At 70.5% G+C, this 22,499-nt stretch carries 17 protein-coding genes and 1 riboswitch; of the genes, 8 read left to right on the top strand and 9 right to left on the bottom strand.

The window, feature by feature from the left end:
• Positions 1-59: 59 nt before the first annotated feature.
• Together Ahu01nite_RS07520 and Ahu01nite_RS07515 are read right to left on the bottom strand one after the other, a co-directional pair.
• Positions 60-2,753, bottom strand: coding sequence for a helix-turn-helix transcriptional regulator (locus Ahu01nite_RS07520; protein WP_203835685.1), 2,694 nt, complete (start codon positions 2,751-2,753; stop codon positions 60-62).
• Between the two features lie 38 nt (positions 2,754-2,791).
• Positions 2,792-4,015, bottom strand: coding sequence for a sulfite oxidase (locus Ahu01nite_RS07515; protein ID WP_203835684.1), 1,224 nt, complete (start codon positions 4,013-4,015; stop codon positions 2,792-2,794).
• 380 nt (positions 4,016-4,395) lie between these two features.
• On the opposite strand from Ahu01nite_RS07515, the gene Ahu01nite_RS07510 reads away from it, so the two are divergent.
• A complete protein-coding gene (locus Ahu01nite_RS07510) occupies positions 4,396-5,352 on the top strand; it encodes a TIGR03557 family F420-dependent LLM class oxidoreductase (protein ID WP_203835683.1) in 957 nt (318 codons plus the stop codon).
• Positions 5,353-5,356: 4 nt separating this feature from the next.
• Here Ahu01nite_RS07510 and Ahu01nite_RS50235 read toward each other — a convergent pair whose 3' ends face one another.
• Entirely contained in the window at positions 5,357-5,815 is a 459-nt protein-coding gene (locus Ahu01nite_RS50235) for an SDR family NAD(P)-dependent oxidoreductase (protein ID WP_239158690.1), read from the bottom strand.
• A gap of 129 nt (positions 5,816-5,944) precedes the next feature.
• Here Ahu01nite_RS50235 and Ahu01nite_RS50230 point away from each other — a divergent pair, with 129 nt between their 5' ends.
• Positions 5,945-6,592: a hypothetical protein gene (locus Ahu01nite_RS50230; protein WP_239158689.1), complete on the top strand. Its 648-nt coding sequence runs from the start codon at positions 5,945-5,947 to the stop codon at positions 6,590-6,592.
• A gap of 4 nt (positions 6,593-6,596) precedes the next feature.
• Here Ahu01nite_RS50230 and Ahu01nite_RS07490 read toward each other — a convergent pair whose 3' ends face one another.
• Positions 6,597-6,950 (bottom strand): VOC family protein, encoded by a 354-nt coding sequence (locus Ahu01nite_RS07490; RefSeq protein ID WP_203835680.1) that lies wholly within the window; start codon positions 6,948-6,950, stop codon positions 6,597-6,599.
• Between the two features lie 4 nt (positions 6,951-6,954).
• Positions 6,955-8,160, bottom strand: coding sequence for an acyltransferase family protein (locus Ahu01nite_RS07485; protein WP_203835679.1), 1,206 nt, complete (start codon positions 8,158-8,160; stop codon positions 6,955-6,957).
• Positions 8,161-8,235: 75 nt separating this feature from the next.
• On the opposite strand from Ahu01nite_RS07485, the gene Ahu01nite_RS07480 reads away from it, so the two are divergent.
• Genes Ahu01nite_RS07480 through Ahu01nite_RS07470 form a run of 3 tightly spaced genes read left to right on the top strand, consistent with a single transcriptional unit; the run spans position 8,236 to position 12,070 of the window.
• Positions 8,236-9,204, top strand: a complete 969-nt coding sequence (locus tag Ahu01nite_RS07480) for a DNA topoisomerase IB (protein ID WP_203835678.1) — start codon at positions 8,236-8,238, stop codon at positions 9,202-9,204.
• A gap of 44 nt (positions 9,205-9,248) precedes the next feature.
• Complete coding sequence (locus Ahu01nite_RS07475) at positions 9,249-11,465, top strand: putative bifunctional diguanylate cyclase/phosphodiesterase (RefSeq protein ID WP_239158688.1); 2,217 nt, start codon at positions 9,249-9,251, stop codon at positions 11,463-11,465.
• On the top strand, positions 11,462-12,070 hold the full coding sequence (locus tag Ahu01nite_RS07470; RefSeq protein WP_203835677.1) for an HAD-IA family hydrolase: 609 nt from the start codon (positions 11,462-11,464) through the stop codon (positions 12,068-12,070). Before Ahu01nite_RS07475 ends, Ahu01nite_RS07470 begins: the two co-directional genes overlap by 4 nt.
• Here Ahu01nite_RS07470 and cydC read toward each other — a convergent pair.
• From cydC to Ahu01nite_RS07455, 3 genes are read right to left on the bottom strand one after another with little or no spacing between them, the layout of a single operon-like run.
• Positions 12,060-15,587, bottom strand: coding sequence for a thiol reductant ABC exporter subunit CydC (gene cydC, locus Ahu01nite_RS07465; RefSeq protein ID WP_203835676.1), 3,528 nt, complete (start codon positions 15,585-15,587; stop codon positions 12,060-12,062). The two genes, Ahu01nite_RS07470 and cydC, sit on opposite strands and share 11 nt — an antisense overlap.
• Positions 15,584-16,564, bottom strand: a complete 981-nt coding sequence (cydB, locus tag Ahu01nite_RS07460) for a cytochrome d ubiquinol oxidase subunit II (RefSeq protein ID WP_203835675.1) — start codon at positions 16,562-16,564, stop codon at positions 15,584-15,586. The genes cydC and cydB overlap by 4 nt, the downstream gene beginning before the upstream one ends.
• Positions 16,565-16,575: 11 nt before the next feature.
• A complete protein-coding gene (locus Ahu01nite_RS07455; protein WP_203835674.1) occupies positions 16,576-17,967 on the bottom strand; it encodes a cytochrome ubiquinol oxidase subunit I in 1,392 nt (463 codons plus the stop codon).
• Between the two features lie 75 nt (positions 17,968-18,042).
• Here Ahu01nite_RS07455 and Ahu01nite_RS07450 point away from each other — a divergent pair, with 75 nt between their 5' ends.
• The 3 genes from Ahu01nite_RS07450 to Ahu01nite_RS07440 all read left to right on the top strand — a co-directional run bounded on the left by Ahu01nite_RS07450 (position 18,043) and on the right by Ahu01nite_RS07440 (position 20,594).
• Positions 18,043-18,402, top strand: a complete 360-nt coding sequence (locus tag Ahu01nite_RS07450; RefSeq protein WP_275411715.1) for a BlaI/MecI/CopY family transcriptional regulator — start codon at positions 18,043-18,045, stop codon at positions 18,400-18,402.
• The gene (locus tag Ahu01nite_RS07445; RefSeq protein ID WP_203835673.1) at positions 18,399-19,319 is read left to right on the top strand and encodes a M56 family metallopeptidase; all 921 of its coding nucleotides are present in this window, start codon (positions 18,399-18,401) and stop codon (positions 19,317-19,319) included. The genes Ahu01nite_RS07450 and Ahu01nite_RS07445 overlap by 4 nt, the downstream gene beginning before the upstream one ends.
• Before the next feature lie 135 nt (positions 19,320-19,454).
• Positions 19,455-19,590: riboswitch (cyclic di-AMP (ydaO/yuaA leader) on the top strand.
• 14 nt (positions 19,591-19,604) lie between these two features.
• Positions 19,605-20,594: a C40 family peptidase gene (locus tag Ahu01nite_RS07440; RefSeq protein ID WP_203835672.1), complete on the top strand. Its 990-nt coding sequence runs from the start codon at positions 19,605-19,607 to the stop codon at positions 20,592-20,594.
• A 1,009-nt stretch (positions 20,595-21,603) separates the two neighbouring features.
• Here Ahu01nite_RS07440 and Ahu01nite_RS07435 read toward each other — a convergent pair.
• The gene (locus Ahu01nite_RS07435; RefSeq protein WP_239158687.1) at positions 21,604-22,494 is read right to left on the bottom strand and encodes an NmrA/HSCARG family protein; all 891 of its coding nucleotides are present in this window, start codon (positions 22,492-22,494) and stop codon (positions 21,604-21,606) included.
• Positions 22,495-22,499 lie beyond the last annotated feature (5 nt).

Genomic DNA, 22,499 nt, shown 5'->3' with positions numbered 1-22,499 from the left:
CCCGGCCGTCAGCAGCTCACCCCGCCGAGAGGGACGCAGCTCACTCTCGGCCGGGCGGCTTACTCGCGGCGACGGTCGTCAGCCGGGGACGGTTCGCCTGCGCGGCGGCGGCGGTCGGCGGTGGCGAGGAGGTCGCTGAGCTGGGTGCGGTTGGCGACGCCGAGGTCGGGGAAGACGCGGTAGAGGTGGGAGCCGACGGTGCGCGGGGACAGGAAGAGGCGGGCGCCGATCTCGCGGTTGGTCATGCCGCCGGCGGCGAGCCGGACGATCTGCTCCTGCTGCGCACTGAGCGTGGCGAACGGATCCGCACCCGCCGTAGCCGTCGTCCCAGTCCGCAACTCAGCGTGAACCCGCGCAGCCCACCCCGCGGCCCCGAGCCGTTCGAACGTGTCCAGCGCGTCGACCAGCACGTCGTGGGCCGGCCGTGGCTGCTGGGCCCGCCGCAACCGGTCGGCGCGTTCGGTGGCGAGCACCGCGCGTTCGAACGGCCACCTCCGGGCGTCCGAATTGTCGAGCAACGCTGCCATCCGCTCGGCCCCGGCCGCCGGATCCTCATCGAGCAGCGCCCCGGCCAGGTCCAGCCGCCGCCGCGCCCTCCCGCTGAGCCACCGTCCCTCCCACTGCTCGCCCAACTCCCCGGTTATCCTGGCGGCATGGTCGAGCCGCCCGGCCTGCCGGGCGGCGGCGATCAGATCCGGCAGGGCGAGCAGCCGCCACGGATGACCGGTGGCACAGGCCAGGGCCAGCATCCGGTACGCCTCATCGTGCTCGCCCGCCGCCGCCGCTGCCGTCCCCTGTGCCCACCGCAGCCGCAGACCCAGCGCGGGGATGTCGAGCGGGTTGAACTTCCCGTGCCCCAGCAGCTCGCCGGCCCGCTCGGGGCGCCCCCTCCCGTACGCGATGACGGCCAGCTGCAGATGCGCCCCGCCCCGGATGAGCTCGGCCTCGGCCGCGATGGGCGACGACATCAGCGGCACGAACCACCGCTCGGCCTCCACCCACCGGCCCGTGTCGACCAGCGCCCAGCCCGCCGCGCCCGGCGCCGCGAGGAACACCCCGGCCGCGGTGCTCTCGACGACCGCCTCGGTCGCGACGGTGAGCAGCCGTACGGCGTGCTCGGGTTCGTCCAGCAGCATGGCAGCCGCGCCGGCCAGTGCGCCCAGGTTGGCGTCCTCGCTCGGCAGGATCCCGAGCGTCGCGGCCCGGGTCTGCTCGTCCGGGGAGACCACGGCCCGGGGGAAGAGCAGCGGGGGAACAGGCTCCGTGACCGTGCCGAGGGCCGCGCGCAGCCGTTCGCGCAGCGGCCCGTCGCCGAGCAGGAAGACCGGAAAGCCCGCGGTGCTGGCGGCGCCTGAGAGCTCGCGGCTTCCCTCGGCCAGGTCCAGCGCCGGCACGAGCAGCTCGGCGGCCACGTCCGGTCGCCCGGCCATGGTCTCCAGCCAGGAATGGAAACTCATCAGGTGGATCCCGACCGCCGGCATCGGCGCGTCGACCAGCGCTTCCCTGGTCCGGTGCAGGATCTCCCGCGCCCAGCGCAGCCGCCCCGCGGCCCCCGCCCTGCCGGCGGCGGCGAGCAGCACCTCGGGCCGGTCCGCCGCGGGCAGCAGCAGGGAGGCCTGTTCGAGCAGACTGATCGCGGTGACCGTACCGGCGCCGTCCAGCCGCCCCGCGGCATCGATCAGCTCCGCCGCCAGCCCCGGGTCGAGGCTGTCGGCAGCGGCCGCGCGATGCCACAGCGCCCGCCGCGGGTCGGGGGTGGCCGCCGCGAGCGCGCGGTGGGCCTGCCGTTGCGCCTCCGGGCCGGCTGCCTCGAGCACGGCCCGCTCGACCAGCGGATGCCGGAACCGTACGGTCGCGTCGGTCACCGTGATCAGTCCGGCCTCCTCGGCGGGTTGCCAGGCCGCGAGCGTCACCGCCGGCTCGGCCCGCGAGATCACCGCGAAGTTCCGCTCACCCGCGGCGGCCAGGGTCAGGGCTTGCAAAGACAATTTCGGCAGCTCCCGTACGCGCCGCGCGTACACCTGCGCGACCCCGTCACCGTCGCCGGGCAGGTCGGCCCAGTCGCCGTACTCCCGCAGAGCGAGGGGATTGCCCGCCGCCCGCCGCAGGATCTCGAGGCGTCCGGAGCCGCTCGGAGCCCCCGGCAACCCGTCGAACAGCCGCTCCGACTCCCGCTCCGACAGCGGCGGCACCGTCACCTGGTGCACCAGCTCGGCCAGCTCGACCGGCACCCGCTCGGTGCGGCTCGCGAAGAGCGCCACCACCGGCACGTGCCCCCACGACACCACCGAGGCCAGGGTGAGCAGCAGGTCGAGGCTGGGCGCGTCGACCCGGTCCACGTCATCGACGACCAGGACCATGCTCGCGTTCGTGGCCAGCTGGGCGCAGATCGCGCAGACGGCCGTGCGAAGGGCGAGCAGCGCGACGTCCTGCTCGGCGCCCCGCAGCGCGGAGCGCACGGCCTGCCGCTGCCCCTCGGGCAACTCGTCCAGGTCCGCTCGTTCCAGCAGCGGGCGCAGGGCGGAGTAGGGAGCGGTGGTGCCCCTGCCCTCGCCGCTGGTCCGCACGAGCGGATAGCCGAGCTCGGCCGCCCGCGCGGCAAAACTCTCGATCAGGGACGACTTCCCGATCCCCGCCGGCCCGACCAGCATCGCCGCCGTCACCTCCGGCCGCGCCGGATCGAGCAGCGCTGCCAGCTCGCCCCAGACGCCACCCCGGCCGACCAGCCCGGGGGCGTCCCGGTCGAGTTCCATACCCCCATTGGATCACACGCGATTCACGCAGACCGAGGTCAGACGGCGACCACCGGATGCCTTACCACAGCGTCGAAGAGATACCCGAGGGTGTTGTAGACGGCCACATCCGGCTGGCTGTTCCCGTGCACGTCGGTAGCCCGGGCGAGCAACTCGTGCTCGCCCGCCTCCGGCCGCCAGTCGAGCTCCCACCGCTGCCACGCCGCGCCTTCGCTACCACCCACCGGCCGCGCCCGCCGCCATCGCGCGCCACCGTCCGTACTGACCTCGACGTGCCGGATGGCACCACCCGCCGACCACGACCGTCCCCGCAGCCGCGTGGTGCGCCCCGCGGTGAACTGCGCGCCCCGGTCGAGCTCGAATGCGCTCTTGATGACCTGCCGATCGAACGGCTGCCCCTCCACGGGAAAGCCGGGCCCGAACAGCCGGTAGAACTGGGTGTTCCACGGTGAGAAGAGCGGTTCGTCGGCGACCTCGATGCTGCCCAGCCATTTGATCGACGAGATACCGATCCAGTGCGGCACGATCAGGCGGGCGGGTGCACCGTGGTCGGGTGGCAGAGGTTCACCATTCATCTCGTACGCGATGAGCACGTCCCGCAGTGCCTTGCGCACCGGCAACGGCCGCCGCACCGGGCCCAGGTCGACACCCCCGGTGACATAGTTCGGATCGAGCCCGGCCGGCATGACATCAACGGCGTTGCTACCGAGCCCGGCATGCCGCAGCAGCGTCGACAGCCGTACCCCGCGCCACCGCGCGACCCCGACGGCGCCGAGCTGCCACGCCGTACCCGACACCGTCTGCCCCTGCTGGCTGGTGAAGAAGCTCCTCCCGTTGCCCGCGCACTCCACGGCTGCCGTGAGCGTGACGGCGGGCAGGCGCACGAGGTCCGCGTACGTGTAATCGACCGGTCCCCGCCTCAGCCCGGCGCCGGTGAGCTGAAGCCGCCAGGAGTCGCGGTCGATGATCGGCGTGCTGGTGTGGTTGCGCACGAAGAACCGGTCGATCGGGACGTGATATCCCTGCCCGGCCATCGCTGACCAGCGCATCTCGGCGTTGGTGCCGAACACGGTGAACAGATCCGGCGGCAGCGGCTTCACGATCGGCCCTGCGGCGTGTCCCGGGCTTTCCACTGCGGCGGCGCCGGCCAGGCCCGCGCTGACAGCGGCCGTGAGTTTCAGCAGGTCACGCCGGGAGAAGCCGCGCGCCTCACCCGCCTGCCACTGGCGTAGGCGGCGCAGGTCATAGCTGCTCTCGTCCATCGACGCACTCCTCTGTCCGGGTGCACCGCATGCTAGCCCTATCGGCGCGGTAGGAAAACCCGGTAGCGGCAGAAGCTTGTGCTGGGTCTGCAGTAAGCCCGCGCCGGGTTCGCAGAGGAGTCCGGGCCGGTTCCACGGGAGTCCGGGCCGGTTCGCGGAGGGGCTCGTGCCGGGTTTGCCGGAATCCCGCAGGGGAACTCGATCCGTTGTGTGCAACTTGGTTGTGTGCAATTAAATTGTGCACAACTTAATTGCACACAACCTAACGCTGTGACGGCGCGACCTAACGCTGTGACGGCGCGACCTAACGCTGTGACGGCGCGACCTAACGCTGTGACAGCGGGATCTGACGCTGGGACAGCACGACGAGGGGGAGAGCGATGAAGTTCGGGTACAAGCTGGCTGCGGAGGGTTTCGGCCCCAAGGAGCTCATCCGGCAGGCGGTCCGCGCGGAGCAGGCCGGGTTCGACTTCGTGGAGATCAGCGACCACTACCACCCGTGGCTGGACGTGCAGGGACATTCGCCGTTCGCGTGGACCGTGCTCGGCGCGATCGCGGCGAAGACCGACCGGATCGGGCTCGCGACCGGGGTCACCTGCCCGACCGTGCGCTACCACCCGGCGATCATCGCCCAGGCCGCCGCGACGCTCGCCATCGTCTCCGACAGCCGTTTCACCCTCGGGGTCGGCTCGGGTGAGCGCCTCAACGAGCACGTCGTCGGGCAAGGTTTCCCCAGCGTGCGGGGCCGTCAGGAGCGACTCCGGGAAGCGCTGGAGATCATCAAGCTGTTGTGGCAGGGCGGCTACCAGTCGTACGAGGGCAAGCACCTGCAGCTGGAGGACGCCCGCGTCTTCGACCTGCCGGACGAGCTCCCGGTGATCGCCGTCGCCGCGGGTGGCCGCAACGCCGCCGAGATGGCCGCCGAACTGGGTGACGGCCTGTTCGCCACCGAGCCGCGCGCCGAACTCGTGACGGCCTACCAGGGTGCCGGTGGCGCCGGGCCGCTCTACGCCGAGGTCCCGATGGCGTGGGCCGAAACCGCCGAGGCCGGGGTGGCCGCGGCGTTCGAGACGACCCGCTGGGCTCTGACCGGTTGGAAGGTCATGAGCGAACTGCCCAACCCGGTCAACTTCGAAGCCGCCTCGCAGACCGTCCGCAAGGAGGACATCAGCGAGCACTTCGCGACCGGTCCGGACGCCGAACCGTACGTGGCCGCCGTGCGCGACTACGTCACGGCCGGCTTCGACCACATCGTGCTGCAGAACGCCGGCCCTGACCCCGACGGCTTCCTCGACTTCTTCCAGAAGGACCTCGGCGACAAGCTGCGTGCCCTCTGATCGCTCAGAGCATTGCGACGCTCAGCTCCCAGAGTCGCTGGGTCGAGGGCGTGCGGGGCGGCGTCGGAGGAGATGATCGGCTTCTCACCCACGGGGGTGCTTCCCCAGGGGGTGGGGTCCAGGGGTGCGACGTCGCTGTCTTCAGGTAGACCCCGCCGATCCCGTCGAGCAGCGGGCTGGCCGCGCCGAACACGATCGTCGCGGCGGCCTGCTGCGGGGTCTTGTTCTCGTCGATCAGGCCCATGGCCCGCAGCTGGTCCATGCTTAACGTGCCCTGCTCCATGTGCGCCAGATTCGAGGCCACCGAGATCCCCGGGCGTACCTCGGGCAGGCGCAGCTGCCACCGGGTCGGCTGCGCGTGCTGCTCGCGCAGCGTGCGCTGCGCGGCGGGGACGTGCGGGGTGGGGTCGCTCGCGGCAGATCGGGGATGCGCATCGGAGAGCGCCTTCAGCACGGCGTTCAAACGCGAGGTCGGCGAGTCCCCGCTGCGCTACCGCAACCGGGTCCGTGCGGCCCCTATGGATAGATAATCATTTTCAGGGCACAAGAACAAGACTTGATAATAGGGTACGCCGATATCACGCTGGTCATCATGCAATGGGATCCGGTCAGCACCATCAGGAATGCGCTGTGGATCGGCGGGGGTCAGTGGGCCGGTAAAACCACGGTCGGCGGAATTCTCGCGGAACGGTACGGCGTTACCCATTACCATTACGACTACCACGATGCGCGCGGCCATGAGGATCGCCGGATTGCCGCACGCCTGCGCCGGGGTGAACCCGTCGGAAGCCCGCATCCGGATGATGTCTGGATCACCCCGAGCCCCGCGGAAATGGCTGCCGCTGTCCTTGCGGGTTTCCCGGAACGCTTCGAGTGGGTCCTGGACGATCTGCGCGCCCTGGTCACGCCGCGCCCGATCATCGTGGACGGGTGGGGGCTGCGCCCGGAGCTGGTGGTGCCGGTTGCCGGCTCTCCGCGGCAGATGATCGTTCTGGTGCCGACCGAGGAATTCCGGCGGCATCAGCTCGCCGTTCTCCCGCGTGCGGGCACCTTCAACGCGCAGGTGAGCGACCCGGTGAAAGCGAAGCGTAACCGTATCGCGCGCGACGGCCTTATCATCGAGGACGTGACGGAGAATGCGCGGCGGTCAGGCGTACGCATCATTGAAGTGGATGGCAGCCGGGGCGCCGAAGCGATAGCGGAAATGGTCGCCGATCATTTTTCGCCATTCCTGGCGTGAGCGGTCAGGCGGGCTGCCACAGTTCGATGCGGTTGCCTTCGGGGTCGGTGACCCAGCCGAATCGGCCGACGCCGTCCATGTCCTGCGTCTCCGCCGCGACGTTTGCGCCCTTGTCGCGCAGTTGGGTGAGCATCGCGTCGAGATCGCGGACCCGGAAGTTGAGCATGGTCTGCTGGGTCCGGGATCCGAAGTAGTCGCTGTCGGACGGGAAGGGCGCGAACACCGTCGGGCCGGCCTCCTGCTGCCACGTGCCGTTCTCGTCGGCGTCGAGGCCGAGACAATCGCGATACCAGGCGTTCAGGGCCTCCGGGTCGGCGGCTCGCAGGAAGTATCCGCCGATGCCGAGTACACGTTCCATGTCGCTATCCTGCCAGGCCGTGCCGGTCATCGGCGGGAGCGGGAGCCCGGCGCCGGCCGAGTCGCTGGCCGGGCAGTTCGACAAACCGGTAGGTCAGTTCGCAGATGCCGGACAGCAGCGTCAGGTACGCCACCACGGCGAGCGCCTGCGCAGGCACGGGGAGGTTGCGGGGGAGGGCGGGCGCGAGGAGCTGGATCAGGACGTAGTGCACGAGGTAGACGGAGTAGCTGATCACTCCGGCGTGGGCCAGCCAGCGCGGGGTTCGCAGGTGGCGGGTTGCCATGCCGAGGGCGAAGGATCCCGCGAAGACGAGCAGGGTGATGACGGACCGCGTCATGTACCGCGGGGTCAGGGCGTGCAGCGACGTGAGCTCCGCGAACCAGTTGGCGAGCAGCGCCGCGGCCACGACCGTGCCCGTGACGATGACCGGCCACCAGCCGGTCTGCCCGTGGTCCGCGCGGTAGACGGTCGTCCCGGTGAACATCACGGCCAGGATGAGCAGCCCGTCCCAGGAGTGCGCGGGATCCATGTTCACCACGAGCAGCGTGCCGGCGAGTCCGCCCAGCAGCAGCCCGCCGATCACGACCGCGCGCCGCCGGCGGCTGGTGACCGCGAACAGGCCGGCCCCCAGCAGCACGATCACACCCGCGGTGACGGGAGAGCTCCCCGGGACCAGCTGAGGGATGAGCGGCGCGGTCGCGACGCCACCAGCGGCGAGCACGACGGAGAGTACGGCGTCCGCGCGCGGGATGCGCAGGGCGAACAACGCGGTGACCAGCAGGTAGAACACCATCTCGAACGTGAGCGTCCAGAACACCGGCGTCACCAGCGGGACGCCGAGCAGGAACGGCACCATGCCGGCGTGCGCAGCCACCGCGGTCGCCGGGTGATCGACCAGGAACGGATCCAGCGGCACCACACCGGCGATACCCAGGCTGACAACGGCGGCGCTGACCACCGCGTAGAGCGGCATCAACCGGCGCAGCCGGCTCGCCCAGAACCGCCGCAGATCCCCGTGCCGTTCCAGCGAGGCCGGGATGATGTAGCCGCTGACCAGGAAGAACAGCATCACCCCGGCGGTGCCGGCGTTCAGCCACTCGCTGGAGAACTCCCGGGCGCCGCGGAACAGGTAGCGGCTGAGGTGCGCGTACAGCACGAGCAGGACGGCGACCGCCCGCAACCCGTCGAGCCAGGCCAGCCGCTGTCGCATCGACGAAGGATATTGCGCGTTTGCCCGCGTCGCGGCGGGGCATCCCCCGGGCCCCGAAAAGAGGAGTGCGGCACCATGCGGCTTCGGCGTAGCGATCTCACCAAGGCCGGGTACGCCCGGAAGCGGCGCGGCACCGGCTTCAGCTACCTCGACAGCGACGGAAACGCACTCACAGACGCCGCCACGATCGTCCGTATCAAGGCGCTGGTCATCCCACCGGCCTGGACCGGCGTCTGGATCAGCCCCGACGACCGCGGCCACATCCAGGCCACCGGTCAGGACGCCGCCGGGCGTAAACAGTACGTCTACCACCCGCAGTGGCGTGCCGACCGTGACGGCAAGAAGTTCGACCACGCCGTCGAGGTCGGTTCCCGGCTGCCCGCGCTGCGCAAGCGGTTGTGCGCGGACCTGACCGGCCGTGGCCTCTCCCGGGCCCGGGTGCTCGCCGCGGTCGTCCGGCTGCTCGACATGGGCATGTTCCGGGTCGGCAGTGATCAGTACGCCCAGCGTGACGAGGACCCCACCTACGGCCTCTCGACGCTGCGGCCCGACCGCGTGCATACCCACGCCGGCCGGGTGACGCTGGACTTCGTCGGCAAGTCCGGTAAGTCGCACGCGCTCCCGGTCGATGACGAGGACGTCCGCCGCGTCCTGCGCGACCTCCGGAGCCGGCGCAGAGAGGCAACCCGGCTGTTCGCCTACTGGGACCCCTCCGCACGCCGGTGGCACGAGGTGCACGCCGACGAGATCAACGGGTACCTGCGCGAGATCAGCGGTGAGCAGATGAGTGCCAAGGACTTCCGGACCTGGCACGGGACGGTCAAGGCGGCGGCGGAGCTCGCCGCGGCAGGCGTACAGGAAACGAGGACCGGCCGGAAACGCGCCGTGTCGCACGCGATGAAAGAGGTCGCGGAGCTCCTGGGCAACACCCCGGCCGTGGCACGCAGCGCGTATGTCGATCCGCGCGTGCTGGACGCGTACGAGCGCGGCGAGACCGTCGACCCACCCACGGAGAAGGCGGTCCTGAACCTGCTCACCGGGTGATGTTCAGTTTCCGGTGCTCCCGGCCGATCACAAGTGGCATGGGCATGGGTGGACGAGAGTGGCGTACACGCGCGTCCTGGGTGTTGATCGTGGTTGTCGCCGCCGCCGTGGTCCTGTCCCTGGCGAACGCGGCGGTCCGGCCGTACGTGCTGGGGGTGTCGGTCCTGGCCCTTGATGCTCTCGGGGTTGTGGCGAGTGTTCGTGCGGGACGCCGGGGTGAGGTATCGGCGTGGCAGATCGTGGCGGGTGGCCGGCTGTGCTCGCTGGTAGTCGGCCTGATGCTGATGTGCTGGACGGTGAGCGGGGGCCAGGGTTTCTGGTGGGCCTCCACGCTCGGGCGGCTCGTGATGTTCGTCCTGCTCGCTGCGGGCCTGATGTTCGCTCCGGCGCGGCGGATGGCGGGGCGGCAGCGGCTGGCGTTCGCGGCGGAGGCTGTCACCGTGCTGGGCGCGGGCTTCATGGTCGTCTGGTACTTCCTGATCGTTCCGACGGTCCACGGCAGGACACCGTCCACGGAGTGGATCGGCCTGATCGGTTATCCCATCGGTGACCTGCTGCTCATGGTGGCGGTGAGTGTCGTGCTGCTGCGCGGGACGATCTCGAGCGTGTCGAGCCCGCTCACGTTCTTCGTCACCGGCATCACGTGTTATCTCGGCGGCGACGCACTCTGGTGGGGTCTCTACGCGCACGGCGGTGACACGAACTCGCCGGTCGCGACCGCTTTCCTCGTCATGGGGTCGCTGCTGATGACGGTGGCGGCGCTGCGGTTCGACGCCGTGGCGCCCAAGCCCGCCGCCGCGTCGGCCCGGATCCCGGCGTGGTCACTGCACCTGCCGATCGCTGCGGTCGCGGTGGGCGGCACGTTGCTGCTGGCCGTGACCGTACGCGAGAACGACCTGCTGCCCTGGGGCGGACTCGTGCCGGGGCTGATCGTGATGACCGCGGCCGTCCTGTTCCGCCAGGTGATCTCGTTGCGCGACAGCCGCGACCTGATCGTCTCCGACGTCCTCACCGGCCTCGCCAACCGCACCGGCCTCGACAACGCCATCACCCGCAGCCTGCGCCGCCACGAACACGGCACCCTCATGCTCATCGACCTCGACGGCTTCAAACTCGTCAACGACGCCTACGGCCACCCCGCCGGCGACCACATGCTCACCACCTTCGCCCACCACCTGCGAGCATCCGTACGCCACACCGACACCTGCGCCCGCATCGGCGGCGACGAATTCGCCATCTGGCTCCCCGGCGCCACCGACGACGCCCACTCGATCGCCGAGCGCCTGCTGCTCACGCCGTCGGTGCCGCTCGACGACGACGTCGTGCCGATCCGTGCGTCGATCGGCCTGACCTACGCGATCGGCGAGCAGGACACGGTCAAGGACCTGATGCGCCGCGCGGACCTGGCCATGTACCACGCCAAACGCGCCGGAACCCACAGCTGGACGACCTACGACCCCGCGATGACCGACCGCCGCGCCGAGGACGCCGCCCTCGCCGAGGACCTCCAGCACGCCCTCGACCGCGGCGAGCTGCACGTCGTGTATCAGCCGATCGTCGACATGAGCACCGGCAGGGCGGTCGGGGCGGAGGCGCTGCTGCGCTGGGAACACCCCACCCGCGGCCCGATCAGCCCGGTGCGGTTCATCCCGCTGGCTGAACGCACGGCAATGATCACCCGGATGGGGCTGTGGGTTCTGGAGGAGGCCCTAACCGTACGGCCCCCCGGCAGTTATATGTCCGTGAACCTGTCGCCGCGGCAGCTGCAGGACCCCACCCTGGTCCATGACGTCCTAGCCGTCCTGCACCGCACCGCGACCGCGCCGTCGCACGTGGTCCTGGAGATCACCGAGTCCGCGCTGGTCGACGCCACCCACGCCCCGACGTTGCAAGCGCTGCGGGAGCACGGCATCCGGGTCGCGATCGACGATTTCGGTACGGGCTACTCGTCCCTGCAGTACCTCACCCGCCTCCCCGTCGACATCCTCAAGATCGACCGGGCCTTCGTGGCGGAGCTGAACGGTACGCCCGAGGGCCGCGCCATCGCCGAAGCCGTCATCCGCCTCGCCCAGGTCCTCCACCTGACCACGATCGCCGAGGGCATCGAAACCCCCGACCAGGCCCTCGAGCTGCGGTCACTCGGCTGCACCCGCGGGCAGGGATATCTGTACGCCAGGCCGCTGCCCGCCGCGGACCTGCTCACCGCCATGACCGCCACCCCCACCACGACCACGACCACGATCGCGAGGCAGGGCGCATGACACATCTCCTGATGGACTTCGGCAACGTGATCAGCGCCGACCAGTCCCGATCCGACCTGATGTCGATGGCGCTGGCCGCGGGCATCCCGATGCCCGAGTTCATCGAGCGCTACTGGGAGAGCCGCCCCGAGTACGACCGCGGCCTGAGCGCCCTCGCCTACTGGACGGACGTGCTCGGCACCCCACCGGGCGGCCAGCGCCTCTGCCACCTCGTGGAGCGCGACGTCTCCAGCTGGCTGCACCTGAACCAGGACACGATGAGCATGCTCGACGACGTGCACGCGGCGGGCGTACCCGTCTCGTTGTTGTCGAACGCGCCGCGTGAGCTGGCCAGGGAGCTGGACCGGCACGCCGCCCTGAAGCCGTTCGCCCACCGCCTCTACAGCGCGGACCTGGAAATGATCAAACCGGACCCGGCCATCTACACCCACGCGGTCGCCGTCCTCGGCGCGGAACCGGCCGACGTCATCTTCGTGGACGACCGCCTGGACAACATCGAAGCGGCGAAGGCCGTCGGCCTGCGCGCGATCCACTTCACCGGCATGCCCGAGTGTCACACCGCCATCCGCGAGGCTGCCCTCGGCCTGAAGACGGTTACTGCCTGACCCCGGCCGGGGCGGCGGCGGGTGTCAGCCTGCCGTCGCGCATCTCGTGCACGGCGTCGACGAGGTCGAGGCCCTCGGTCCGGTGGGTGAGCAGCAGGACGGTACGCCCCTGCGCCGCACCGAGCAGATCGGCCATCAGCGCGTCCGCGCCGGCCTCGTCGAGCCCCTCGGTCGGCTCGTCCAGCACCAGCAACCCGGGGCCGGCGAGCAGGGCCCGCGCGGTCGCGAGCCGCCGACGCTGGCCACCCGAGACCGTGCCACCGCCCGCCCCGAGCCAGGTGTCCAGCCCGGCCGGCAACCCCGCCAGCCACGGACCCAGACCGACGCGGACCAGCATCGCGGCCAGGGCGTCATCCGTCGCCGAGCGATCCGCCAGCCGCAGGTTCTCCCGCACGGTCGACGCGAACACATGGTCCGCCTCGTCACCGACCAGGATCGTGCGCCTGGGCCGCGACACCTCGCCGGCGCGCGGATCGAGCAGCCCCACGAGCACCGCCGCGAGCGTCGACTTGCCCCCGCCGGACCGCCCGAGAACCGCGGCACTCCGCCCGTGCGGCACCTCCAGATCGACTCCTCGCAGCGCGGGCGGCCGCGCGGGGTCCCAGCCCGCGACCAGCCCCCGGACCACCACATCCCCGGACTCCAGGAACGCCGGCGTTTCCCGGGTCGCGGTTGACGGGGGCCCGTCCTCGACGGCAGCTGATGGTGGCGCGTCCTCGATGGCGGCCAGGCGGCGTTCGGCACCGGCGGCGCGGCGGCGGGCGACCATGGCGTCCGGCAGCGTGGCGACCGGCTCGCCGAGGGCCACGACGGCGAGCAGCAGGACCGCGGCCCATTCAGCGGAGAGCCCGGCCGTTCGCGCCAGGACGAACGCGGTGCCCGCGACCGCGAAACCCCATCCGAGCAGGCTGAGCGCCGCGGCTGAACCGGCAGTGCGCGCCGCCCGCGCTTCGAGGGCCTCCAGCTTCCGGCTGCGCATCTCCGGTACGCCCAGAGCACCCGCCCCGCGCACCGCCAGCTCCTCGATCCCGTCCACGGACTCGACCACCGCGTCGCGCAGTTCGGCACGGGCCCGCCCGGTTGCGGCCTCGACCCGTCCGGCCTGCCACCCGGCCAGCGCGGGAGCGGCGACGGCGGAAACGAGCAGCCCCACCCCGAGCGGCACCACCAGCCACGGCGTCACCCCGACAGCCACCGCCGCCGCGACGACCAGGGTGACCGACGCGGACATGATCGGCAGCCGCCCGCGCAGCAACCCGTCCGTCCGCGCGTCGACATCGTCGGCGATCCGGGTGAGCAGGTCACCACGCCGCCGCAGCCGGGGCCCGGGCACCCGCGGGATCAGCCCCGCGTAGACCCCGGACCGCCACTGCGCGAGCCTGGCGAACGCGACATCGTGAGCCACCAGCCGTTCCAGGTACCGCAGCAGCGGGCGGGCCACAGCCGACCCGCGCACCAGGACCACGGCGGTGGACAGTGTCAGCACCGGCGGCAGGGTCGCCGCCCGCACGAGCAACCAGGCAGCCGCCCCCGTCAGCACGATCCCCGCCAGCGAGGACGCCACCCCGAGCCCCACAGCAGTCCCTACCGACAGCAACTTTGTCCTAGGACGCTCTACAGGCTGTGCGCCACCCGACGCAGGGGTACGTCGCGCCGGGTCCGGGAAGGTGGCCGTCCCGCGCAACTCCGAGTGGGAAGAAAGATCGGCCAGGTCCGCGGGGACAGCCAAGCCGGAGTGGTTGACCAGGCCGGAATGCTCAGGGGTTCCCAACGGGGCGGCCAAGCTCGAGGGGCCGGCCGTGCCTGAGGCGGCAGTTGGAGCTGGGGCAGCGGTAAGGCCTGAGACGGCAGTGGGAGCTGGCAGGGCTGACGGGGCGGCCGCGTTTGGTGGTCCGGCTGGTAGTGGGGCAGGGGCGAAAACGGCTGAGGGGATGGATGTGGCGGCGGGGGGTGTGACTTCGACGGTGCGGTCGGCGGCGGTGAGGAGGGCGGGGCGGTGGGCGACGACGAGGATGGCGCAGCCCCGGGTGGCGGCTTCGCGCAGGAGACCGATGACGGTGCGTTCGGATTCGGGGTCGAGGTGGGCGGTGGGTTCGTCGAGGAGGAGGACCAGGGGTTCCCGGGCGGCGGCGCGGAGCAGGGCTGCGAGGGCGAGTCGCTGGCGCTGGCCGGAGGAGATGCCGGAGCCGTGTTCGCCGAGGACCGTTGCGGGGTCCAGCTCGGTGTCGAGGCCGACCGTGGCGAGGGCGGTGCGGATGTCGGCGGCGGGGAGGCCGGGGAAGACGTCGGCGACCGTGCGGATGTGGGGCAGGGAGGGGCGCTGGGGGAGGTAGAGGACGCCGGGGCCGGTGAGTTCGATGCGGCCGGTACGGGGGTCGGGGGACATCGGGTGGAGGCCGGCCAGGACGCGCAGGGCGGTGGTCTTGCCCGCGCCGGACGGGCCGTGGAGGGCCACGATCTCGTGGTCGCGGACGGCGAGGGCGTCGAGGGTCAGGGCGTCGTGGGTGGCGTCCTGGTAGCGCACCCGCAGCCGGGTGGCGAAGAGGCTGGGGCGGGGGGAGTAGGCGGCGGTCAGGGGAAGGTAGCCGGTGTCGTCGATCAGCACCTCGTCCACGTCTCCGATCACGGCGGTTGCGTCCGCGCTTGCATGGAACCGGGCCGCCATCTCGCGCAGCGGCCGGTAGGCCTCGGGGGCCAGGAGGATGACCAGCAGAGCCGCGCCGAGTTGCATGCCGCCGCTCGCCACGCGCAGGCCCGCCTCGACGGCGATGAGGCCGACGGACAGGGTGCCCACCAGGTCGAGGGCGGTGGAGGAGAGGAAGGCCACGCGCAATACGCGTACGGTCGCGGTGCGGTGTTTTTCTGTCATGTCGCGCACGACGGCGGTCTGGCGTTCCGCCCGGCCGAACACGCGCAGGGTGGGCAGGCCGCGGACCACGTCGAGGAAGTGGCCGGCGAGGCGCGCGTCGGCGGCCCACGCCTGGTCCGCGCGCTTCTGGGTGGCCCAGCCGATCAGCGCGCCGAGCAGCGGAAGCAGTGGCAGGGTGACCAGCGCGATCAGGGCGGATGCCGGGTCGACGAGCGCCATCGCGACGAGCACCAGCGGTGGCAGCGCGACGCCGAGCACGAGCGCGGGCAGGTAGCCGGAGAACCAGGGGCGCAGGGAGTCGAGGCCGCCGGTGAGCGCCGCGATCAGCCGGCCGGCGCCGAAGCGGGCCACCCACGCCGGGCCGTGCGCGAGGGTGGCGGTGAGGGTGGAGCGGCGGAGTTCGCCGATGACGCGGGCGGCGGTGCGCTGGGCGACGACCTGTTCGGCCCAGGTGAGTGCCGCGCGCAGGACGAAGGCCAGGGCGAGCAGGCCGACCGCGTCGTGGCCGGTCACGGTCCGCGCCAGGGCCACTGCGACGAGCACGGTGGTGCCGGCCTGCGCGGCCCCGATCAAGGACAGGACACCGATTCCGGTACGCCCGGAGCGCGCATGCCGCAGCAGCCGCGCATCGATCGGCCCGCGGCTCATGAGGGGACCCGTTCGCTGGACACCCGCTTGCGGAACACCCAGTAGGAGAACGCCTGGTACACGAGTACGCCGGGGAGCACGACGACGCCCACGACCGTGATGAGTTTCAGGGCGGAGCCGGTGGCCGCCGCTCCCGTCATCGTCAGGGACCACGCCGGGTTCAGCGTGCTGCGCAGGACGACGTCGCCGTGGTGGGTGAAGACCGCGACCACTGCCCCGGCGACCCCGGTTGCTGTGCCCGCGAAAGCGAGCATTTCGCGGCCCGTGCGGGCGATCAGCGTGATGATCAGCGACAGGGCGGCGGCGGCCAGCAGGAGCCAGGAGCCGGTGACGATGCCGAGTACGGCCAGCACCGCCGTGCCGGTGGACGCTATCGCGAGGGTGGCGCGCTGTGCGCGTACATGGACGGGTCCGGTGGTGCGTAGTGACAGGAAGGCCGCGCCGAGCAGGAGGGCCGCGAACAGCGCGAGGATCGCACCTGCCAGGGCGGGCCAGGAGGCGAGGGGGCCGAGGCTGCGGCTCAGACCGGTGCCGGTGACCTGGCCGTCGGGGCCGACCGCGAGGCCGTGGGTGAGGACGCCGAGGATCGCGCCCCAGAGCAGGACGATCCCGGCCGAGCTGGTCGTCAGGGCCGCGTCGCAGAGCTGCCGCCAGCGGGGGCCGTCGCCCTTGCCGCGGAACTCCAGGGCGACGCCGCGGATCGCGAGCAGCAGCAGGATGGCGACCATCGGCAGGTAGAGGGCCGAGAGCAGGGCGGCGTACCAGTCGGGGAACGCGGCGAACGTGACGCCGATCGCGGCGACCAGCCAGACCTCGTTGCCGTCCCAGAACGGGCCGACCGTCCGCACGATGGCGCCGCGTTCGTGGTCGTCGCGGCCGAGGGCGGGGCCGAGGATGCCGACGCCGAAGTCGAAGCCCTCGAGGACGAAGAACAGCATCCAGCAGAGGACGAGCAGCGAGAACCAGAGTGTGATCATCGTGGGTGTCCTTAGTAGACGGGAGCTTCGTCGGCAACCGGCGCGGGTTCATCTTTCGATGGGGCGAGGGGCTGCCGGGAGAGGTGGCGGACCAGGCGGTACCAGACGACGGCGACGATGCCGTAGATGAGCGCGAACCCGATCAGCGACGCGATCACCTCCGCGCGGGTCAGGCCGGGGGAGATGCCGTCGGCGACCTTGGAGATGCCGAACGCGATCCAGGGCTGGCGGGCGGTCTCGGTGAAGATCCAGCCGACCGTGTTGGCCGCGGCCGGCAGCAGCGGGATCAGCGGCAGGAAGCGGATCAGCTGCCGGTCGTGCCAGCGTTCCGGCTCGCGGCCCTTGCGTGTCGACCAGAGGTAGTACGCGGCGATCACCATGGCCGCCATGCCGATGCCGATCATCAGGCGGAACGCCCAGAACGCGACCGGGATCATCGGGATGTAGCTGCCGGGGCCGTACTGAGCGGTGTACTGCTCCTGCAGGTTGTTGATGCCCTGCACGGTGGAGTGCGGGTCGCCGGTGGCGAGGATCGACAGCAGGTACGGGATGTCGACGGTGAAGTACGGCTCGCTGCCGTCGAGTTTGCCCAGCGCGAACGCGGAGAACGGTGCGCCCGTCGTCGTCTCGTAGAGTGCCTCGGCGGCGGCCATCTTCATCGGCTGGACCTCGGTCATGACCTTGCCGAGGTGGTCGCCGGTGATCGCGGTGAACGCGCCGCCCAGGACGGTGAGCCAGGCACCGAGCCGGGCGAGCGTACGGAATCCGGCCTCTGCCGTGGCTCTGAACCGCCAGACGCCGATGGACAGCAGCAGGGAGCCGCCGACCATGATCGCGCCGGCCAGGGTGTGCGGGAACGCCGCCAGGTTCACCTTGTTGAGCAGCAGCTCGCCGAAGTCGTCCAGGTGGGCGCGGCCGGTGACCGGGTCGATCGAGTACGCGACCGGGTGCTGCATGAACGAGTTGGCGGCCAGGATGATGAAGGCGGACAGTACGGTGCCCACGGCGACGATCACGATGGTCGCGGCGTGCACCTTGCGGGGCAGCCGGTCCCAGCCGAAGTACCACAGCGCGAGGAACGTGGCCTCGAGGAAGAACGCGAGCATGCCCTCGATCGCCAGCGTGGGGCCGAAGACGTCGCCGTAGAACTTGGCGAAGTTGCTCCAGCCCATGCCGAACTGGAATTCCTGCACGAGCCCGGTCACCACGCCCACGGCGAACGTGACGATGAGCAGCTTGCCGACGAACTTGGTCAGGTCGCGGTACTTGTCGTTCTTCGTGCGCAGCCAGGTCAGCTGGAGCCCGGCCGCGGTGGCGGCGAGGCTGATCGACAGCGGCACGAAGAAGTAGTGGTAGATCGTCACGACCGCGAACTGGAGCCGGGTCAGGTCGAGCACGTCCACGTGTTGCCCCCTCTACGACGTCTCGTAGTAGATACTACGTCTTGTAGTACGACGCTGTGCAGTAGACTGGCTCACATGGCACTGGGGGACCTCGAACGCGACGTCATGCGGCAGCTGTGGGACGCCGGGGAGCCGCTGACCGTCCGGCAGGTCCACGAACGGCTCAGCGGGGAGCGCGGGCTGGCGTACACCACGGTCATGACCGTTCTTGATCGTCTCGCCAAGAAGGGCGTGGTCACGCAGCAGAAGGCCGACCGCGCCTACCGCTACGCACCCGCGCAGTCGCGCGAGGAGATGACCGCGGCGCTCATGCTCGACGCGCTCGGCACAGCCCCGGACGCCGCCGCCCGCGACGCGGCTCTGGCACACTTTGTCGGGCGGATCGACCCGTCCGCACTCGAGGCCGCGATCGAGGCAGCGAAAAGGAGACCGTGACCGCACTGCTGCTCGGCGCGCTGGGGCTGACCCTGTCGCTCGCCGTGCCCGGGATCCTCGCGCACGCGCGGTGGCCCGGACGTGCGCCGGTCGCCGCGATCGTGCTGTGGCAGAGCATCACCCTCGCCGGCATCCTGTGCGCGCTGGGTGTCGTGCTGGCGGGCCCGCAGGAGCTGATCGACGAGTTCGGCTCGGGCAAACCGGTCGGCGCCGCGGCACTGATCGCCGCGCTCGCGGTCGCCACGCTGATCATCATCCGGCTGCTCGTCTCGCTGGCGGGTGTGAGCTATCGCTCACGGACGCGCAGGGCCCGCCACCGGATGCTCGTCGACCTGCTCGACAGCGCCGAGCGTCACGGAACGTTGCCCGCCGAGGTCCCCGACGGGCTGCGCGTGCTCGACGGACCGCTACCGTTCGCCTACTGCCTGCCCGGTCGGCGCCCGCGCGTGGTGCTCAGCGGGGGAGCGCTGCAGGTGCTCGACAGTGCGCAGGTCGGCGCCGTCATCGCGCACGAACAGGCGCACCTGCGATATCGCCACGACCTCGTCATGGAATCGTTCACGGCGTTCTATCGTGCTGTGCCGCGGCCTTTGCGTAGTCGTGCGCCGCTTGACGCCGTACATCTGCTGCTCGAAATGGCCGCCGACGATGCCGCACGGCAGCGAAACGGTGCGGAACCACTACGAAGCGCATTGTCGGTGCTGAGTGACGCAGTCAGCCCCGAGGTCCCGGATGAGATCGCGTCGGGAACCACTGTGGAGCGTCGCCGCCGCCTCGATCGGCTGGCGGGCGCGGACACCCGGTCCGTTGCGCTGACGGTGCTGGCCGCGAGCATGGCCGCGGGCCTGCTGGTACTACCCACAGTGATCCTGGTGGTGCCCTGGCTTGACAGGGCCCTCACAGCATGGCCCCTTTAAACCTTCATTAATTACTGTACGTCACTGGGCGTTACGTGTAGTTAGTGATGCTAACGACGGGTTCTGTTTGTCGAAGATCGGGAGTACGGTGGTGCGCGATCCGTCGGTCCCCCCTCGTCCGAACCCGGGCGAACTGACGGGTCACCGCCTAATCGTGCACCACGAGCCGGGGACCCACGATTCACGGGGTTAAGCCGCAGCATTATCGCGGCCGGGCGCGCTTCCCGTCCGAACCCGACAGCTAACCCGGTCGGCGGCTGAGGGAAGAAAGGACACAGCACCTACGTGAAACGGATTGGGGCGCCCCGCGCCGCAGTTCTGCGCAGTCTGCTCTGTGTCGTCGCCGCCATCGGGGTCGTGCTCGTTCCCGGGGTGGCAAACGCGACGCCGACGCCCTCGAGCATCGAGAAGCAGATCGACGAGCAGTGGAACAAGCTCGAGCCACTCATCGAGCAGTACAACAAGGTGCACAACGAGCTCGTCAAGAACCGTGCACAGCTCAAGAAGATCAACGCCAAGCTGGAGCCCCTCCAGCTCGAAGTTGACCTGGCCATGTCGCAGGTGGGTGGCATGGCTTCCGACGCGTACATGCGGGGCTCACCGGGCGCGCTGCAGTCGATGGTCGTCACGGGATCGCCGACCGGTCTGACCGAGAAGCTGCTCTATCTCGACCAGATCGCACGGCACCAGGACGAGCAGGTGGCGGGCGTGCGCGAGCTGCGCGACAAGTACGCGAAGGACCAGCAGGATCTGCAAACTCTCACGGATGACGTCGCTGCCCGCGACAAGGACCTCGGCACCCGTAAGAACCAGATCCAGAAGAAGGTCGACGACCTGCAGAAGTTGCGGGTCGAGGCCTACGGTGCCACCGGCGCCGACGACGGGCCGCTGAAGACGGGCCCCTGTCCTGTGACCTACACACAGGAGAAGGGCAACATCGCGGCCCAGAAGGCCTGCGACCTGATCGGCAAGCCTTACATCTTCGGTGCCGAAGGCCCCTCGGGCTACGACTGCTCGGGCCTGACCAAAATCGCCTGGGCGGCGGTCGGGGTTCACCTCGACCACTACACGGGCGACCAGGTCCAGTCCGGCAGAGCCGTCAGCCGGGCCAACCTGCAGGTAGGAGACCTCGTCTTCTACGGCAGCCCGGTGCACCACGTGGCGATCTACATCGGTGGGGGCAAGATCGTCCATGCCCCGCACACCGGTGATCATGTCCGCATGGCGGGCATCGATTATCCGGGCACACCATCGGCCTACCGCAGGCCGGCCTGATCGTCGCCGTAGCAGAAAGAGCCGCCACCCCCGTGGCGGCTCTTTTGCTTCCCCGGCCGGAGACAGCCGCCGCGCCTGCGATACCAGGTCGGGTTTCAGTGACCGTGCCGCAGCAGCGGAAGCATGCCGATGGCCACCGTGGGCACACGCACCGGTGGGTCCGGGTGGGTCACCCTTTCCCCAGCTGATGCCGGTGGCGTTCTGGGCGCGGATCGTCCTGCCGTGTGCGGCCGGCTTGTCCACCGATGACGTCGCCCGGCTGGTCGGTGTCATAGCCGCATGTTCGCGGAGCCCACCAGCCGCGACCGAGTTGTTGCAGTCCATGCCGCGAGGCTGAATGTTGCGCTGGACACCGGGATGGGAGAACTTTCTGCGGTGTTGCTCCTCAAATCCGGCCAATCACGTCTGACAGAAGAACGTATGTTTCCCGGCCAGACGTGATTGGCCCACGTTTGACACCTGACGCCGCAGAAGGTTGCGGCATGGCCGGGTTCGGCGCAACTTCGTGCCTCGTGGCCAGATCCTGCTGCCCTCGCCACCTACTGCGGACGGATCAAAGGCTCAGGACACTGGGCCGGCGATGACGGTTTCCGGTGAGCCGGCGTCGGGCGAGGTGCGAAATTCCGGAGGCCGAGCATGCCGCTGTTTCTTTCGTCGTACGTCGGCTTGGGCGAGGCCCGCAGCCGCACCGCGACCTCGACGGCGGGCGCGGTGTGCCCGAAAAGCTCCGCATCCTGCATCCGAATCTCTTCGCGACGGGCACGTCGGCGCGCGTCCACGCCGCCGCCGGGGTACCTCATCACCTCGACCCGCCGGCGGACCGAAACGATACCCACTTGGCGAGGCGGCTCACCCTGGTCGTTCAACCTCACATGCCAGGGGCAGGCGGATAGTGCTCGGCCGTCACTCGCAGAGCCGCATCCGATGACGAACACCCGGCCCCGGCTGGTTGACGAATGGGGCCTTGTCCGCGGGCACGCCGGGATGGGAGTTCATTGCGGTCGGAGATTCAGGAACCAACTGCGTTCGTGGGCACGGTCCAGCCGATGGCCCGGATCCACTCGGCCAGGTTCAGGGTGGCCGGCTCGATCGCGCGTACCACCGCGAGGTCCGAAGGGTGTTGTGCCGCTTCCGCGAACTGGCGGAACATCGTCCTGTCGAGCTCGTTGGGAAGAACGCTCAGTGGCAGGGCTTCGTACCGTGCCGGGAGTCCGGCGCGTGCGCCGAATGCTGCGGCGATCTGGGGGCCTGTCAGCTCGTCGGCGACGAGGTCGATGGCTCCGCCGGGCGCATCGGCGGTGTCGAGCAGGACCGCGGCGGCGATCCGGCCGATGTCCCTGACCGAGATCATCTTCACGGCGACGTCCTCCGCCAGCGGCAGCCTCAGCACGATCTTCCCGTGCTCCAGGCTCGGTGCCATCACGCTCGTGAAGCCTTCCATGAAAGCGGCCGGGCGGACCATCGTGGCCCTCAGGCCGGACTTCCCCAGGTGCTCCTCGATCCAGTGTTTCGAGTCGTGGTGTGGCACACCCGTCTCCTGGTCGGCGCCGAAGACCGAGTTGAACACGACGTGCGGGACGTGTGCCGCCACCGCCGCGTCGACGAGCGCGGTGCCGACGCGGATCTCCGCCTCGACCTCGTCGAGGCTGTTCGCCTCCGGGGTCATGAAGTAGAACGCCTCGACCGACGCCAGCGCGGCGGCCAGCGACGCCGGGTCGTCGATCCGGACGGCCGCCAGCTCGACGCCGCGGGCGGCCAGCGCCTGGGCCCGCCCGGACTCGGGGTTACGGACCAGAGCCCGCACCCGCGCCCCGCGGTCCAGTAGCGCGTCGACCACCGCCCCACCCTGTTGCCCCGTCGCACCGAAGACTGCGATCGTGCCGTTCACCTGCGTGTTCATCGCCA

The sequence above is a fragment of the Winogradskya humida genome, assembly GCF_016862215.1.
Lineage (GTDB): Bacteria > Actinomycetota > Actinomycetes > Mycobacteriales > Micromonosporaceae > Actinoplanes > Actinoplanes humidus.
The sequence above is the reverse complement of the archived record's forward strand: the minus strand, read 5'-3'. Positions and strand labels throughout refer to the sequence as shown.

Coding starts and splice junctions, on each gene's coding strand:
- Ahu01nite_RS07520 (WP_203835685.1), bottom strand. CDS start 2,753: ATGGAACTCGACCGGGACGCCCCCGGGCTGGTCGGCCGGGGTGGCGTC.
- Ahu01nite_RS07515 (WP_203835684.1), bottom strand. CDS start 4,015: ATGGACGAGAGCAGCTATGACCTGCGCCGCCTACGCCAGTGGCAGGCG.
- Ahu01nite_RS07510 (WP_203835683.1), top strand. CDS start 4,396: ATGAAGTTCGGGTACAAGCTGGCTGCGGAGGGTTTCGGCCCCAAGGAG.
- Ahu01nite_RS50230 (WP_239158689.1), top strand. CDS start 5,945: ATGCAATGGGATCCGGTCAGCACCATCAGGAATGCGCTGTGGATCGGC.
- Ahu01nite_RS07490 (WP_203835680.1), bottom strand. CDS start 6,950: ATGGAACGTGTACTCGGCATCGGCGGATACTTCCTGCGAGCCGCCGAC.
- Ahu01nite_RS07485 (WP_203835679.1), bottom strand. CDS start 8,160: ATGCGACAGCGGCTGGCCTGGCTCGACGGGTTGCGGGCGGTCGCCGTC.
- Ahu01nite_RS07480 (WP_203835678.1), top strand. CDS start 8,236: ATGCGGCTTCGGCGTAGCGATCTCACCAAGGCCGGGTACGCCCGGAAG.
- Ahu01nite_RS07475 (WP_239158688.1), top strand. CDS start 9,249: ATGGGTGGACGAGAGTGGCGTACACGCGCGTCCTGGGTGTTGATCGTG.
- Ahu01nite_RS07470 (WP_203835677.1), top strand. CDS start 11,462: ATGACACATCTCCTGATGGACTTCGGCAACGTGATCAGCGCCGACCAG.
- cydC (WP_203835676.1), bottom strand. CDS start 15,587: ATGAGCCGCGGGCCGATCGATGCGCGGCTGCTGCGGCATGCGCGCTCC.
- cydB (WP_203835675.1), bottom strand. CDS start 16,564: ATGATCACACTCTGGTTCTCGCTGCTCGTCCTCTGCTGGATGCTGTTC.
- Ahu01nite_RS07450 (WP_275411715.1), top strand. CDS start 18,043: ATGGCACTGGGGGACCTCGAACGCGACGTCATGCGGCAGCTGTGGGAC.
- Ahu01nite_RS07435 (WP_239158687.1), bottom strand. CDS start 22,494: ATGAACACGCAGGTGAACGGCACGATCGCAGTCTTCGGTGCGACGGGG.